Consider the following 15,423-nt stretch of genomic DNA (forward strand, 5'->3'; position numbering starts at 1 on the left):
CTGAAGAGTTTGATGAGGTTTTAACAATGGCTGAACGTCTGAGTAACGACTTCCAGTTCATCGATGTCGGGCGCAAGGATCCGAAGAAGAAACTGTTGCGTCAACGCAAGAAAGAGTTCGTGGAAATCTACGAGCCTTTCAAACCCCAGCAGTCGGCCGACCAGGCCCACCGCTGCCTGGGGTGCGGTAACCCGTATTGCGAATGGAAGTGCCCGGTGCACAACTTCATTCCCAACTGGCTGAAACTGGTGGCCGAGGGCAACATCCTCCAGGCCGCCGAGTTGTCCCACCAGACCAACACCCTGCCGGAAGTCTGCGGCCGGGTGTGCCCGCAGGATCGCCTCTGCGAAGGTGCGTGCACCCTCAACGACGGTTTTGGCGCGGTGACCATCGGTTCGGTGGAGAAATACATCACCGACACCGCGTTCGCCATGGGCTGGCGGCCGGACATGTCCAAGGTCAAGCCGACCGGCAAGCGCGTGGCGATCATCGGTGCCGGCCCGGCGGGCCTGGGCTGTGCCGACGTGCTGGTGCGTGGCGGCGTGACCCCGGTGGTGTTCGACAAGAACCCGGAAATCGGCGGCCTGCTGACGTTCGGCATCCCCGAGTTCAAGCTGGAAAAGACCGTGCTGAGTAATCGTCGCGAAGTCTTCACCGGCATGGGCATCGAGTTCCGCCTGAACACCGAAGTGGGCAAGGACGTGACGATGGAGCAACTGCTCGAAGAATACGATGCGGTCTTCATGGGCATGGGCACCTACACTTACATGAAGGGCGGCTTTGCCGGTGAGGACCTGCCGGGTGTCTATGACGCCCTGGATTTCCTGATCGCCAACGTCAACCGTAACCTGGGCTTTGAAAAGTCGCCGGAAGATTTCGTCGACATGAAAGGCAAGAAGGTCGTGGTACTCGGTGGCGGCGACACGGCGATGGACTGCAACCGCACCTCGATCCGCCAGGGCGCCAAGTCGGTGACTTGCGCCTACCGCCGTGACGAAGCCAACATGCCCGGCTCGCGCAAAGAGGTGAAGAACGCCAAGGAAGAAGGCGTGAAATTCCTCTACAACCGCCAGCCGATCGCCATTGTCGGTGAAGACAAGGTCGAAGGCGTGAAGGTGGTCGAGACCCGTCTCGGCGAACCGGACGCCCGTGGCCGTCGCAGCCCCGAGCCGATCCCCGGTTCCGAAGAGATCATCCCGGCCGACGCCGTGGTCATCGCCTTCGGCTTCCGCCCGAGCCCGGCACCGTGGTTCGAGCAGTTCAGCATCCATACCGACAGCCAGGGCCGCGTGGTGGCGCCGGAGCAGGGCCAGTACAAGCACCAGACCAGCAACCCGAAGATCTTCGCCGGTGGTGACATGGTCCGGGGTTCCGACCTGGTGGTGACGGCGATCTTCGAAGGCCGCAATGCGGCGGAAGGGATTCTGGATTACCTGGGGGTCTGATCACTTCCTAACGCTGGAATGCGATCAAAATGTGGGAGCGAGCTTGCTCGCGATAGCGGTGGATCAGTCGACGAATATGTTGAATGTGACGCCCTCATCGCGAGCAAGCTCGCTCCCACAGTCGTTTTGTAGTGTTAAGTAGACCGGGTTCAACCGCGACAAATTGCCCCGATAGATAAAAGGCACGGCTCTTGCCGTGCCTTTTGCGTCGCGCTCTGAGAAAATGCCCGCACTTTTTTTCCGGATGCCGACATGACTGCCCTGAAGAACGACCGTTTCCTTCGCGCCCTGCTCAAGCAACCCGTGGACGTCACCCCAGTGTGGATGATGCGTCAGGCCGGTCGCTACCTGCCGGAGTACCGCGCCAGTCGCGCCAAGGCCGGTGACTTCATGAGCCTGTGCATGAACCCCCAGTTCGCCTGCGAAGTCACGATGCAGCCGCTGGACCGTTATCCGCAGTTGGACGCGGCGATCCTGTTCTCCGACATCCTCACCATTCCCGACGCCATGGGGCAGGGCTTGTACTTCGAGACCGGCGAAGGCCCGCGTTTCAGGAAAGTCGTCAGCACCCTGGCCGACATCGAGGCCCTGCCGATTCCCGATCCGCAGAAGGACCTGGGCTACGTCATGGACGCGGTCAGCACCATTCGCCGTGAACTCAACGGTCGCGTGCCGTTGATCGGTTTCTCCGGCAGCCCCTGGACCCTGGCCACCTACATGGTCGAAGGCGGTTCGTCGAAAGACTTCCGCAAGACCAAGGCGATGCTCTACGACAACCCGCAAGCCATGCACCTGCTGCTGGACAAGCTGGCCCAATCGGTCACGTCCTACCTCAACGGCCAGATCCTGGCCGGCGCGCAAGCGGTACAGATCTTCGACACCTGGGGCGGCAACCTCTCGGCGGCGGCGTACCAGGAGTTCTCCCTGGCCTATATGCGCAAGATCGTCAGCGGCCTGATCCGCGAGCACGAAGGTCGTAAAGTGCCGGTGATCCTGTTCACCAAGAACGGCGGCCTGTGGCTGGAAAGCATCGCCGATGTGGGCGCCGACGCCCTGGGCCTGGACTGGACCTGCGACATCGGCAATGCCCGCGAGCGCGTCGGTCATAAAGTCGCCTTGCAAGGCAACATGGACCCGACCGTGCTTTACGCCAAGCCTGAAGCCATCCGTGCTGAAGTCGGGCGCATCCTCGCCAGCTACGGCAGCGGCAGTGGCCATGTGTTCAACCTCGGCCATGGCATCACCCCGGAAGTCGATCCGGAACACGCCGGGGCCTTCCTGCGGGCGGTGCATGAATTGTCGGCGCAATATCACCTCTGATTGCCGTGTGGTTACCCAGCCTGTCCCGCCCTGTGCCGGACAGGCTTTTTATTGTCTGTCGTTTATCTCCGCCACGTAAACCGGCCAGTTTTTTGGTCGGGTGTAGTTGTTTGTTTTTGTTTGATAAGTATTTCTACTTGTAAGAAGTTTCTTTTGGCATGTAAGAAAAATAGATTCAGAGATCGTTCCTTCTATTTTGAGAGATTTTTCCTACATAGAGAAAGTTCAAGTTTCTATAAGGTTTCGGCGCTTGTGAGGGCAGGCGCTGAACGATCCGGCGCGCCTTGCAAGATGAAGATAAAAACGTCTTTCAATCTCGATGGATAGTCTGGAACTTATATGAAAAACAACTTTAACAAGAGCGGTGCATTAGCGGGGTGTGCATCGTCGTTAGTTCTGTTGTCGGCCGTGCTGACTTCCCAAGGTGTATTTGCCCATGGCTACCTTGAAGTACCACCTTCGCGCGCCTTTTTGTGCCAGAAAGGTGAAAACAAGAACTGCGGTGGCGCGCAATACGAACCTCAAAGTACGGGCGAAACCTTCCAGGGGTTCCCGAATGGTGCAGGCGGCGCCCCGCTGCAAGGCCCAATCGACGGCAAGATCGCCAGCGGTGGTAACTCGCTGTTTTCCGCCCTGGATGCGCAGTCGGCAACGCGTTGGCAGCTGACTGAAATCCGGGATCGTGACATCGCCTTCCAATGGAAGTACATCGCGCCGCATCCGGCGACCAAACACGAATATTTCATTACCCGCGACGATTGGAAGCCAAACGAGCCGCTCAAGCGTGCGTCGTTCGATAGCGCACCGTTCTGTACGATCGATGGCGGTCATCAACTTCCAGTCAGTGGTGCCAAGCACAATTGTGTGATTCCCGACGGCAAGACAGGCCATCACGTCATCCTGGCAGTCTGGACGGTGGGTGACACTGACGCCGCGTTCTACAACCCAGCGGATGTAAACATCCTCGTCGAAGCCGCATTGCCGGGTGGCTGGTCGCCGGTGGGCAGCATCGCGCCATCGACCCAGTTGCTGGTGGGCGACAAAGTCAAGGCACGGGCGTTTTCTGCTTCCGGCGAGAACGCCGAGTACAGCGTGCAAATCAGCATCGACAACGCTGAAGAAGGCAAGCCTGAAAACTGGTCGTTCAAACTGGCCGACGCCATCAACAAGGCCCATCCCTTGATTCGTGCCGGTATCCGTGATGACGAGGGCAATATCACGCCGATCAAGGGCACCAACAAGCTGTACGCCCAGAAAGAAAGTGGCGTGACCCGCTACGAAGTGCAACTGGACATGCAGGAAGACACCGCCGCCAGCATGAAGATCTCTTCCCTGCAGCCAGAGTACGTGCTCGACAAGGGGCGGGTCAGCCTGACGTTCACCGCGCAGACCAACCGCAAGATGAACCTCGAAGCCACATTGTTCGATGAGAAGAACAAGCCGGTCGGCGTCGAAACCCAATCCGTGGCCGAAGGCAGCACCGGCCTGAACATGGACGTGCGCAGCGCCCCAGGCGTCCACACCCTGACGCTGGTGGGCACCACCGAAGACGGGCGCACCACTCGCCAGGAAACCCAGGAAGTCACCCTGACCGGTGAAGGCGCGGGCATCGAATACGACTTCGTGTTCCCAGAAGGGATCAGCGGCTACACCGCCGGTACGAAAGTGCTGCAGCCCAAGACCGATGAAGTCTTCGAGTGCAAGCCATTCCCGGCGTCCGGCTACTGCAAGCAGTACAGCCCGACCGCGAACGGGTTTGAACCGGGTGTCGGTGCCTCCTGGCAAAGCGCCTGGGACAAGCTGTAAGTCCTGAGAGGCACGGCTTCAGGCGGCTCGCAGGGTTTGCCTGAAGTCTTCAAGCGAGGGTGCGGTGATGCATTCCAATTGTTCCCGGCGGTGCATGTCATTCGCAAAGCCTTCGGGCGCGATTATTCAGCGAGGGCAAACGTGAGTGTTTCTTTTGGGGCAGGTGGCAACCTGCCGAAGGCATTGCTGGTGCTCATGCCGCTGCTGTACGGGCTATTCCTGGCCGGGCAAGAGTGGCGTTTTCGCCAGGCATTGGAGCTTGATGTGCCGGTGGTGGCTGACGCAACGGTCGTTCCGGCTCGCAACCTGCCCAACATGCAGGCCGTGGCGAGCGTGCTCGGCCTGGTGCCTGAAGGTGCCCACGCTCCCAGCGCCGAACCGATGACGTTGCAAGCCAGTTTTGTCGCAGGCCAAGGCTTGTCGCGGGCATTGCTGGCTGACGCCGCCGGCCCGCGCATCTACCAGGTGGGTGAGCGCTTGCCCGGAGGCAGCGTGCTGCGCCGGGTCGAGGCCAGCCATGTGACGTTGTGGCGCAACGGGCGTGAAGAGCGCCTGGCCCTGCTGCCAGAGGCCAAGCCCTTGCTGCGTCGGCTGGGCCCCGAAGACGGGCGCCATGCCGCGTTTCATTCCTCGCAATACATACGCCCGGTGGCCGGGCAATCAGAGTGATCGAATCCATGAACAGCTTTATCCGAGGCCGTGTATTGCGCGTCCTGTTCGGCCTTGCCGTGGTTGGCCCGCTGACGCTCCACGGTTCGCTACGGGCCGAGGAGGCCCAATGGCAACTGGCAATGAACAATGCGGAACTGCGCGACGTGGTCGAGGAGTTCTCGGCGATTCTGGGCAAGACCGTGGTGCTTGATCCCCGCGTCTCGGGGCGTATCACCGTCATGTCCCGCGAGGCACTGGACCGCGAAGGTGTACGTCGGTTGTTCTATTCGGTGCTCGATGCACACAACTTCACGGTGATCGACGAAGGCGAGCGGATCCTGATCACCCCGGTCAGCGATGCCAGGACGCGCGCCGGTAACGATGCCAAAAGCGCCACGCCGTCGCAGTTCGTTACCCGGGTCCTCAATCTGCAATCGAGCATTGCCGCCGATGTCGCCGGACTGGTGCGGCCCTTGGTGTCGGCCAATGGTTACGTCGGCCCCTCGGTATCGTCCAACGCTGTGGTAGTCACCGACACCGCCGCCAATGTGCAGCGCATCGCCGGGGTGGTGCAGCAGTTGGATTCGGGGCGCAACCGCAATCATGTGGTGGTGCGATTGCGCCATGCCCAGGCCAGCGATATCGCGCCGCTCATGGAAGCCTCCGGTAGCAAGCGCGAGGGTGATACGGCAGGCCTGGTGATCGCTGACGCCCGCAGCAATCGCCTGGTGATCATCGGCGCACCGGCCGTGCGTCAACGCCTGGTGGATCTGGCCCGGACCCTCGACGTTCCGGCCGTCGCTTCCCAGGACAACGCGCGGGTCATCCGCCTGCGCTACAGCGATGCCAAGCAACTGGCCGAGGTGCTGGAAAGCGTCGGGCAGGATAAAAAAACCACACCGGCCCTCGCCGGGCTGCGAGACAGCGCCCCCGCCAGCGCCTTCATGATCAAGGCCGATGAAAGCCAGAATGCCCTGGTGCTGATCGCCGAACCGGCCCAGGTGCGCACCATCGAAAACATCGTGCGTGAATTGGACCAACCCCGGGCCCAAGTGCTTATCCATGCAGCCATCGTCGAGATTTCCGGCGACATCGCCGAAGCGGTGGGGGTGCAGTGGGGCCTCAACCGCGGCAGCGCCAAGGGCTTCATCAATTTTCCGGGAACCGACGTCCCGGTCATCGGCGCAATGGACCTCAATAAACTGGATAAATCCACGGAAGGCGCGATCCTGCGGCTGGGCGGCGATCGGTTCAGTGCACTGGTATCGGCGTTGGCGAGCAATACCCGCAGCAACCTGCTTTCCACCCCCAGCCTGCTGACCCTGGATAACCAGGAAGCGGAAATCATCGTGGGCAAGAACGTCCCGTTCAAGACCGGTTCCTACGCCACCAACAGCAACGGTGCGGACAATCCGTTCACCACTGTTGAGCGCAAGGACGTCGGCATCAGCCTCAAGGTCAAGCCCTACATCAACGAAGGCTCCACCTTGCGCCTCGAGGTCCAGCAGGAAGTCTCGGACATCGCGCCGTCCGTCCGTGGCGTGGACTCTTCGGACCTGATCACCAACAAACGTGCCTTGAAGAGCACGATCCTGGCGGACGACGGCGAGATCATCGTGATCGGCGGCCTGATCCGCGACAGTGTCCAGACCCAGGAAAGCGGGGTGCCGCTGTTGCGCAGTATTCCGTACCTCGGCGCACTGTTTCGCTGGACCCGCGACACCCAGACCAAAAGCAACCTGATGGTGTTCCTGCGGCCGACCATCGTGCGCAGCAACGAAGACCTGGCCGATGTGAGTCGCCAGCGCTACGACGCGCTTCGTGAGCTGAGCAAACCGGGCTCGCGGAAAAACAATTCGTTGTTGTTGCCCCGGGATGCCCGCCAGTTGTTCGAGTCGTCCACGCAGGCGCCGACGACCGACCCGCTTGAACCGCACACGGGTGACTTGTGAGTGACTCGCAAACCCTGCTGCCCTTTGGTTTCGCCAGGCGTTTCGGTGTGCTGCTGGACGGCGAGGGGCCGACCTTGAGCCTGGTGATGCGCCGCGATACGCCGCTGACCGTGGTGGCGGAAGTCCAGCGTTTGTGTGGCCGGGAATGGCCGATTCAAGTCCTGGAAACGGCGCCGTTCGCCGCGCGCCTGGCCGGTGTCTATCGCCAGGGCCAGCGCGCCGCCGAACAGGTGGCCCAAGGCCTGGATGAGGAACTGGACCTGCTCAGCCTGGCCGACCAGGTGCCGCAGACAACCGACCTGCTGGAGCAGCAGGGTGATGCGCCGATCATCCGGCTGATCAATGCCCTGCTCAGCGAAGCGGTTCGCGAGCATGCTTCGGACGTGCATCTGGAAACCTTCGAGCACGCTCTGTCGGTACGCATGCGCATCGACGGTCAGTTGCAGGAAATGCTGCGTCCGCGCCGGGAGTTGGCGAGCCTGTTGGTGTCGCGCATCAAGGTCATGGCCCGCCTGGACATCGCCGAAAAACGCGTGCCCCAGGACGGACGAATGGCGTTGCGCCTGGCCGGGCACGAAGTCGATGTGCGGGTTTCGACCCTGCCTTCGGCCCACGGCGAGCGCGTGGTGTTGCGCCTGCTCGACAAGCAGGCCGGGCGCCTGGATCTGCAGCGCCTGGGCCTGCCCGACGACACCCTGGCCGGCTTGCGCCATTTGCTCGGCAAACCCCACGGCATCGTGTTGGTGACCGGACCCACGGGGTCGGGCAAAACCACCAGCCTGTACGCGGCGCTGAGCAGCATCAACGACCAGAGTCGCAACATCCTCACCGTCGAAGACCCCATCGAATATCACCTGCCGGGCATCGGCCAGATGCCGGTCAATCCAAAAGTCGACATGACCTTTGCCCGTGGCTTGCGGGCGATTTTGCGCCAGGACCCGGACGTGGTGATGGTCGGTGAAATACGCGATCGCGAAACCGCCGAAATCGCGGTCCAGGCCTCCCTGACCGGGCATTTGGTGCTCTCGACCTTGCACACCAACAGTGCCGTCGGCGCCGTCACGCGGTTGGTGGACATGGGCGTGGATGCCTATCTGCTGGCCTCGTCCCTGGCCGGTATCGTGGCCCAGCGCTTGCTGCGGGCGTTGTGTCCGTCCTGCAAGACGCCTTACGTGGCCGATGCCGCCACCTGCCGGCGCCTTGGGTTCGAAGCTGGCGCCGCACCACGGCTGTACAAGGCTCAGGGGTGCGATCAATGCCAGAAGGGTTATCGCGGGCGCTTCGGCATCTATGAGCTGGTAAGTATCAGCGCCACGTTGTCGCAGCTGATTCATCAGGGCGCCACCGAGCAGGCGTTGGCCGTTGAGGCGCGCAAGACGTCTCGCAGCTTGTTTCAGGACGGGCGCCAGCGGGTGCTGGAAGGCCTGACCAGTGTCGATGAACTGCTGCGCGTCGCCCGGGAGGATTAGCGCCATGCCCACCTTCGACTATCGGGCCGAAGATGCCCAGGGCCGGCGCTGTAAGGGCCGGGTGGAAGCTGACAGCGCCCGTCATGGGCGGCAGCTGCTGCGCGAGCGTGGCTTGCTGCCCAGCGAGCTGCGCGAAGCCGGGGAGCCGCGAACCCTGGGGTCTCGGCATGCCGGGGGGCGTTTGAGCCCGGCGGATCTGGCGTTGTTGACCTTGCAGCTTTCTACCTTGATCCAGGCCGGCCTGCCCCTCGAGGAAGCGCTGGGTGCCGTGGCGCAACAGAGCCAGAAGCGGCGTGTCGCCCACCTGCTCTCGGCGGTGCGAAGCCGGGTGATGGAAGGGCACGCCCTGGCGACGGCTCTGCGGGCCTTTCCCCAGGCGTTTCCCGAGCTGTTTTGCGCCACGGTCGCGGCCGGCGAACAATCCGGGCACTTGGGCCAGGTGTTGGAGCAACTGGCGAGCTACACCCAGGCGCGCCAGGCGTCGCGCCAGCGCATTCAACTGGCGTTGGTGTATCCACTGATCCTGATGCTGGCCTGTGTCGCGATCGTCGCTTTCCTGTTGGGCTACGTGGTGCCGGATGTGGTGAGGATTTTCGTCGACAGCGGCCAACCGTTGCCGTGGCTGACCCAGGCGCTGATCGCGGTGAGCGATGGGTTGCGCCGCTATGGCCTGCTGCTGGCCGGTGCGCTGGCCGGGTTGCTCGGGCTGTGGCGCTGGGGCCTGCGCCAACCGATGTGGCGCCTGCGCTGGCATCGTCTGTTGCTCAGGTTGCCGCTGGTGGGCGAGGTGTTGCGGGCGATGGAAGCGGCCCGGTTCGCCAGCACCCTGGCGATCCTGAGCAAAAGCGCCGTGCCTTTGGTGGAGGCCTTGCACATTGCAGCGCAGGTGATCGGCAACCTGACGATCCGCGCCCGCATGGCCGACGTCGCCCGTTCGGTCCGCGAGGGCGGGACCCTGACCCGTGGCCTGGAGCAGGGCGGTGACATCCCGCCCTTGATGCTGCACATGATCGCCAGCGGCGAGCGGGCCGGCGAACTCGACAGCATGCTGGCCCGGGCCGCCGAGCAACAGGAGGCCAGCCTCGCTGCGCGCATCGCGTTGGTGGTGAGCCTTTTCGAACCGGCCATGTTGGTACTGATGGGCGGCATCGTGCTGCTGATCGTCATGGCCATCCTGCTTCCTATTTTGAGCCTCAACCAATTGGTGAATTGACCCATGACATTTCAAAACAACCGACCTCAACGCGGCTTTACCCTGATCGAGATCATGGTGGTCGTGGTCATCATCGGTGTCCTTGGCGCCATCGTGGTGCCGCAGTTCATGAGCCGGCCCGATCAAGCCAAGGTCACGGCCGCCCGTACCGATATCCAGGCGATTGCCACGGCCCTGGAAATGTACCGCCTCGACAACGCTCATTACCCTTCGACCCAGCAAGGCCTGGAAGCGCTGAGCAAGCGTCCGTCCGGCACGCCCGCGGCAAGAAACTGGAATCCCCAGGGTTACTTGAAAGCCCTGCCGATCGACCCTTGGGGCACGCCTTACCAGTTTCTCAACCCTGGCCTCAAATCCCTCGACGGCAGCTATGACCTGTACTCGCTGGGCGCCGATGGCGTGCCGGGCGGTGACGGGTTCGCTGCCGACATCGGCAACTGGGCTGAGTGAGCATGGGGCGTCATAGTCGGGGTTTCACCTTGTTGGAACTGATGGTCGTCATCGTATTGATCGGGGTACTGCTGGGCATGGTCAGCCTTGCCATCGGTCCGAGCCCGGCGCGCGAAGCCCGACAGCAAGCCCAGGATTTCATCCGGGTGGTGCAGCAATTGCGTGAGCGGGCGATGTTGGATGGGCAGGAATACGGTGTGCGCATACAGCCTCGCGGCTATCAGGCGCTGCGACTGGAGACTCGGGGCTGGACCGCGGTATCGGCGTTGCACCGGCTGCCTGAAACGCTGACGCTTGGACTGGAGCAGGACGGCCATCTCCTGGCCCTCGATGAGGCTCAAGGCTCACCCCAGTTGCTGATGCTCAGCAGTGATGAGATCAGTCCGTTCCGGTTATTCATCAAGGTCGCTGGCCAGACTGTTTCTCAGGTATTGAGTGATGGTATCGCCCAGCCGCTGATCGATGAGTGACGCGCGCAGGCAGGCTGCCGATTGCCAGGGGTTCACGCTGCTGGAGGTCATGATCGCGCTGGCGATTTTCGCGACGTTGGCGGCCGCGGTGCTGTCGGCCAGCCAGTTCGTGCTCAAGCAAAGTACCGGGCTCGAGGACCGTCTGTTCGGCGCCTGGCTGGCCGACAACCAACTGACTGAGCTGCGTTTGCAAGCCGTGAAGTCGCCCGGCCAACAGCGAATGTCCCGACGCATGGATCAACGTGACTGGGTCCTGCAACAACGAGTCAGCCCGGCCCATGACCCGCGTCTGCTCCAGGTTGAAATCCAGGTCAGTCGTGGCGATGGCTCGTCTGTCGTGCACCGTACTACCGGGTGGGTCCGCCAACCTCATGAATGAACAGTCGGGCTTCACCTTGTTGGAGTTGGTCATCGCCATCGCCATTTTCGCCTTGCTCGGCCTGGCCGGTTGGCGTCTGTTCGACGGCGTCGTGCGTACCCAGCAGGGCGCGGGCCAGCATGAGCGTGAAATCAGGGCCCTGCAGCGCGCCGTTGGGGTGATCGAACGGGATGTATGGCAGGCCGTTGCCGGCAGTGTCGTGCTCGCGCCGGGGCATCTGCAATTGCAGCGCAGCCATTGGCGTAACCCGTTGGATCAGCCGCGCAGCGAACGGCAAACCGTGAGCTATCGACTCGAGGGTGCCGTGTTGTGGCGCGACAGTCACGGTGAAGGGGCGGTTATCGTGCAACGGCAGAAACTGCTCGAGGATGTACGCAGCCTGAGCTGGCGAGCGTTCGCCCCGGAAGGCGGCTGGCACATCGAAACAGCGGGCGACAGCGCGCCGCTGGCGTTGGAGTGGGTCGTTTCTGCGGGGCGTTTCGAGCAGATCCGTCGCGTGCTGCTGTTGCCTGGGGCGTTGCCATGAAACGACAACGCGGCGTGGCGCTGATCAGCGTGTTGTTAGTCCTGAGCCTGGCGCTGTTGCTCACTGGCGGGATGCTGCGCAGTCATCGGCTGCTATTGCAGAGCAGCGCGCAGCAGCTGCAGCAAGTCCAGTTGCGCCAGTTAGGACTGGCCGGTGAAGCGTGGGCGTTGGGGGTATTGGAAGGCAGCGCAATCACACCGTCCGGGCCGGTTGACCTGAGCCAGGACTGGGCCCGCCTCGAGCCTGCATTCGCCGTGGAAGATACCGAGCTTCGCATCGATATCGAGGACCTCTCCGGGCGTCTCAACCTCAATGCGTTGTTGGTCCAGGGTCAAATCGATCAGGTGACCCTCGGCCGTTGGGCGCGATTGCTGGCGTTGCTCGACTTGCCGGAGTTGTCGTTGCCCCAGGTCGGGCCGGTGCAGGAACTGAGTCAACTGCGCCTGTTGTCGGGCATGGACAGCCAGACCCTGCGGCGTCTGGAGCCCTGGGTGGTGGTGTTGCCCAAAGAGGCGAGGCTGAACATCAATACCGCACCGCTGCTCTTGCTGATGACCCTGGATGGCGTGGAGGAGGGGCCGGCCAAGGCGCTGGTCAGCCAGCGGCCCAACCAACCATACGCCAGTGTGCAGGCCTTCACCGGCGACCCCTTGTTGTCCGGCTTGGGCCTCAGCAGTCATGGCCTGGGCGTCAGCAGCCACTGGTTCCGCATCAGTGTGAGCGTGGCTCGCGCGGGCAGTCGTCTGCGCCTGGCCTCGGATATTGAGCTCGACCCCGTTAGCGGACGCTGGGCTGTTCGTCAGCGTCGTTTTTTACCTATCAGCCCCAGTGAGCTCCTTTGATGAAAACCTGGCTTTACCTGACGGCCGAAGGCTTGGCTGCCCCCTGCGCCAATTGGCCGTGTTGTGTGTGGTCGCCAACGGGCGAACGGCGCGGCCTGCCGTTGCATGAAGCCGCCCACGCGTTGAGCGGGCGGGCCGTCACCGTGCTGTTGCCGATGGAAATGTGCAGCTGGTTTCGCAGCGATCCTTGGCCTTCTCGACGCCAGCCCCGACCCCAGGCCCTCGCCTTCGCCATCGAAGAGCAACTGAGTGAGAACCTGGAGGTATTGCACATCGGTATCGGCGTTCGGGACCGCCAGCATCGCTATCCGATGATGGTCGTTGAGCGAACCAGGTTCCAAGCCTTGCTGGCGCTGCTCGCCGAGCAAGGCATTGATGCACGTGCGGTGCATGTCGATGCCGATCTGGTGCCCGACGATAATGCTTTTGGCGTGCGCTGGTTCGGTCGCTGGCTGTTGGGCGGCGCGTTGTCGGCGCGGGTGTCGTTGTCGGCCCGGGGCTTGGCAACGCTCAAGCCTGGCTTGCCTGGAGACATGCACTGGCTGGACGAGGAGCGTGATCGCCAAGGCATCGATGAGTGGCTGTTGAGCGCTGGCGGACATCCCATCGACCTGTTGCAAGGGGAATTCCGTCGCCGCCGCCCACCTTTGCCATGGCGCGGCGCGGCGGCGGTTGCATTGGGTGTGTTGCTGCTCACCTGGGCTTTCAGCGACGCTCGTGTGCGCTTTCTTGAAAACGAAATCCGGCGTTTGTATGCCCAAAGCGAGCAGCGATTCAGGTCGCTGTATCCCGAGCAAAGCCGGATCGTCGACCTGTCGGCGCAATTCCAGGCGTTGCAGAGTCGGCGCGGGCAGGACCGGGATACCCAGGTCGCTCGTCTGGCACGCCTGACGGAGCAGGTCATTGGCGCCAGCAACGTCGAAGTGCAGCGCATCGATTTTCGTGAAAACGAAGGCTGGAAGATCCAGCTGACGGCCAACAGTTTCGTCGAGCTCGAACAACTGCGTGAGCGCGGGCAACAGAACGGACTGCCTGTCACCCTGGGCAGCGCCAGCAAACAGAACAATCGAGTGCAGGCCACCCTCACGCTGGAGAGCAGTTGATGAATATCCATGGATGGCAGGGTCTGAAACGCGCCTGGGAAAAAAAGTCAGGCCGTGAGCAAGGGCTGTTGCTGGGCCTGGCCGGGCTGGTGCTGGTGGTCGTGGGTTACCTCTTGATCTGGCAACCCACCCGGCAACGGCTGGAGGTCGCCGAGCGACAGTATCGCCAACAGGTCGAACTGAGTGCGCGGATCCAGCGTGCCGAACCCGGTCGCGACACGAGTGTTGCTACGCGACCCTTGTCGGTGCAAGTCAATGACAGCGCGACAGCGGCGGGGTTGGACATCACCGAAATGCAGGTGGACGGCGATTCGTTGCGACTGCTCGTCAGCGGCGATGCCAACCCGCTGCTCCATTGGCTGGACCAACATGAACGGGAGGGAGCGGTATTGCAGTCGCTGACGCTGGAAGCGCGTAATGGGCTGTTGGAAGCGCGGGTGGTGTTGGGACGGATCGACTAGGACTCGCCACAGGCCGGCTAAACCTGAACATTCCCCGGTAACAACGGCAACTTCGCCAGTTTCACCGCCACCCACAACGCCACCACCAACAACCCACCGATGAACAGCCCGACCCCGTTCCAGCCGCCCAAGTGCCAGGCCACGCCACCCGCTGTACCGGCGACACTCGATCCGGCGTAATAGCTGAACAGATAAAGCGACGACGCCTGGCCCTTGGCCTGGAGGGCACGACGGCCAATCCAGCTGCTGGCGACCGAGTGGGCGCCGAAGAAGCCGAAAGTGAACACCAGCATGCCCAGCACGACCAACCACAGCGGCGTGGCCATGGTCAGCATGAGGCCGGCGAGCATCAGGGCGATGGTCGCCCAGAGCATTTTGCGGCGCCCGAGTTTGTCCGCCAGTGCGCCGACTTTCGCCGAGCTGTAGATGCCCGACAGGTACACCACCGACAGCAGGCCGACAAAGGCCTGGTCCAAGTGATAAGGCTGGGCCAACAGGCGGTAGCCGATGTAGTTGAACAGGGTCACGAACGCACCCATCAAGACGAAGGCTTCGAGAAACAGCAGCGGCAATCCGGCATCGCGAAAGTGCAGGGTGAAACCGTCCAGCAGGCTGCGCGGATGCAGTGAACGGGGCCGGAAGTTGCGCGACTCGGGGAGAATCCTCCAGAACACCGCCGCCGCGATCAAGGCCAGGCCACCAATCACCAGCATCGCGGTGTGCCAGCTGACAAAGTCGATCAGAACTCCTGTGATCAGGCGTCCGCACATGCCGCCAATGGCGTTGCCGGCGATGTACAGCCCCATCGCCAGGCCAATGTGCTTGGGATGGATTTCTTCACTCAGGTAGGTCATCGCCACCGCTGCCAACCCGCTCAATGACAGCCCCACCAGGGCGCGTAGCAGCAGCACGCCATGCCAGGTCGGCATCATGGCACTGGCGATCGTGCACACCGAGGCGGCGAACAGCGCCGCGACCATCACTGGCTTGCGGCCGATGCGGTCCGAAATCGGGCCGGTGATCAAAAGACCGATGGCGAGCAGGCCGGTCGCGACCGACAGAATCAGGCTGCTTTGCGCCGCATTGATGGAAAACTCCGTGGACAACAGCGGCATCATCGGTTGCACGCAATACAGCAGGGCGAACGTCGCAAAGCCGCCGCTGAACAGCGCCAGTACCGTGCGCATGAACATCGGCGTGCCTTTTTCGATGTAGATATCTTTCAGATCGGCGATGACCTCATCTTGCACACGAGGTGGGATTTCATGGGCCAGTGGAGCAACAGCAGTTTTCACGATGGACCTCGAAGGAGCACGGCCGGGCAGGCAATGAAAAA

15 protein-coding genes are annotated in these 15,423 nt (G+C 62.4%); 14 read left to right on the top strand and 1 reads right to left on the bottom strand.

Annotated elements, in window-relative coordinates:
- The first annotated feature begins 26 nt into the window (after nt 1–26).
- The 14 genes from LOY70_RS02140 to LOY70_RS02205 all read left to right on the top strand — a co-directional run bounded on the left by LOY70_RS02140 (nt 27) and on the right by LOY70_RS02205 (nt 14,087).
- Nucleotides 27–1,445 (top strand): FAD-dependent oxidoreductase, encoded by a 1,419-nt coding sequence (locus LOY70_RS02140; protein ID WP_265032916.1) that lies wholly within the window; start codon nt 27–29, stop codon nt 1,443–1,445.
- A gap of 252 nt (nt 1,446–1,697) precedes the next feature.
- The gene (gene hemE, locus LOY70_RS02145) at nt 1,698–2,765 is read left to right on the top strand and encodes a uroporphyrinogen decarboxylase (protein ID WP_123345359.1); all 1,068 of its coding nucleotides are present in this window, start codon (nt 1,698–1,700) and stop codon (nt 2,763–2,765) included.
- A 339-nt stretch (nt 2,766–3,104) separates the two neighbouring features.
- Nucleotides 3,105–4,571 (top strand): N-acetylglucosamine-binding protein GbpA, encoded by a 1,467-nt coding sequence (gene gbpA / locus LOY70_RS02150; RefSeq protein WP_265032919.1) that lies wholly within the window; start codon nt 3,105–3,107, stop codon nt 4,569–4,571.
- Nucleotides 4,572–4,712: 141 nt separating this feature from the next.
- On the top strand, nt 4,713–5,240 hold the full coding sequence (locus LOY70_RS02155) for a type II secretion system protein N (protein ID WP_265032921.1): 528 nt from the start codon (nt 4,713–4,715) through the stop codon (nt 5,238–5,240).
- A gap of 8 nt (nt 5,241–5,248) precedes the next feature.
- A complete protein-coding gene (gene gspD / locus LOY70_RS02160; RefSeq protein ID WP_265032923.1) occupies nt 5,249–7,174 on the top strand; it encodes a type II secretion system secretin GspD in 1,926 nt (641 codons plus the stop codon).
- A complete protein-coding gene (gene gspE, locus LOY70_RS02165) occupies nt 7,171–8,643 on the top strand; it encodes a type II secretion system ATPase GspE (RefSeq protein WP_265032924.1) in 1,473 nt (490 codons plus the stop codon). The genes gspD and gspE overlap by 4 nt, the downstream gene beginning before the upstream one ends.
- A 4-nt stretch (nt 8,644–8,647) precedes the next feature.
- Nucleotides 8,648–9,856, top strand: a complete 1,209-nt coding sequence (gene gspF, locus LOY70_RS02170; protein ID WP_265032926.1) for a type II secretion system inner membrane protein GspF — start codon at nt 8,648–8,650, stop codon at nt 9,854–9,856.
- Between the two features lie 3 nt (nt 9,857–9,859).
- Nucleotides 9,860–10,306, top strand: a complete 447-nt coding sequence (gspG, locus tag LOY70_RS02175) for a type II secretion system major pseudopilin GspG (protein ID WP_025211427.1) — start codon at nt 9,860–9,862, stop codon at nt 10,304–10,306.
- Between the two features lie 2 nt (nt 10,307–10,308).
- On the top strand, nt 10,309–10,776 hold the full coding sequence (gene gspH, locus LOY70_RS02180) for a type II secretion system minor pseudopilin GspH (RefSeq protein ID WP_265032928.1): 468 nt from the start codon (nt 10,309–10,311) through the stop codon (nt 10,774–10,776).
- A complete protein-coding gene (gene gspI / locus LOY70_RS02185) occupies nt 10,769–11,155 on the top strand; it encodes a type II secretion system minor pseudopilin GspI (RefSeq protein ID WP_265032930.1) in 387 nt (128 codons plus the stop codon). The genes gspH and gspI overlap by 8 nt, the downstream gene beginning before the upstream one ends.
- The gene (locus LOY70_RS02190; RefSeq protein WP_265032932.1) at nt 11,148–11,681 is read left to right on the top strand and encodes a type II secretion system protein GspJ; all 534 of its coding nucleotides are present in this window, start codon (nt 11,148–11,150) and stop codon (nt 11,679–11,681) included. Before gspI ends, LOY70_RS02190 begins: the two co-directional genes overlap by 8 nt.
- Nucleotides 11,678–12,523: a type II secretion system protein GspK gene (locus tag LOY70_RS02195; RefSeq protein ID WP_265032933.1), complete on the top strand. Its 846-nt coding sequence runs from the start codon at nt 11,678–11,680 to the stop codon at nt 12,521–12,523. Before LOY70_RS02190 ends, LOY70_RS02195 begins: the two co-directional genes overlap by 4 nt.
- Complete coding sequence (gene gspL, locus LOY70_RS02200; RefSeq protein ID WP_265032935.1) at nt 12,523–13,626, top strand: type II secretion system protein GspL; 1,104 nt, start codon at nt 12,523–12,525, stop codon at nt 13,624–13,626. The genes LOY70_RS02195 and gspL overlap by 1 nt, the downstream gene beginning before the upstream one ends.
- A complete protein-coding gene (locus LOY70_RS02205; RefSeq protein ID WP_265032937.1) occupies nt 13,626–14,087 on the top strand; it encodes a type II secretion system protein M in 462 nt (153 codons plus the stop codon). The genes gspL and LOY70_RS02205 overlap by 1 nt, the downstream gene beginning before the upstream one ends.
- Before the next feature lie 17 nt (nt 14,088–14,104).
- Here the strand turns inward: LOY70_RS02205 and LOY70_RS02210 are convergent, their stop codons facing one another.
- Entirely contained in the window at nt 14,105–15,361 is a 1,257-nt protein-coding gene (locus tag LOY70_RS02210; protein ID WP_413776664.1) for an MFS transporter, read from the bottom strand.
- Between the last annotated feature and the right edge of the window lie 62 nt (nt 15,362–15,423).

The sequence above is a fragment of the Pseudomonas sp. B21-054 genome (assembly GCF_026016345.1).
Lineage (GTDB): Bacteria > Pseudomonadota > Gammaproteobacteria > Pseudomonadales > Pseudomonadaceae > Aquipseudomonas.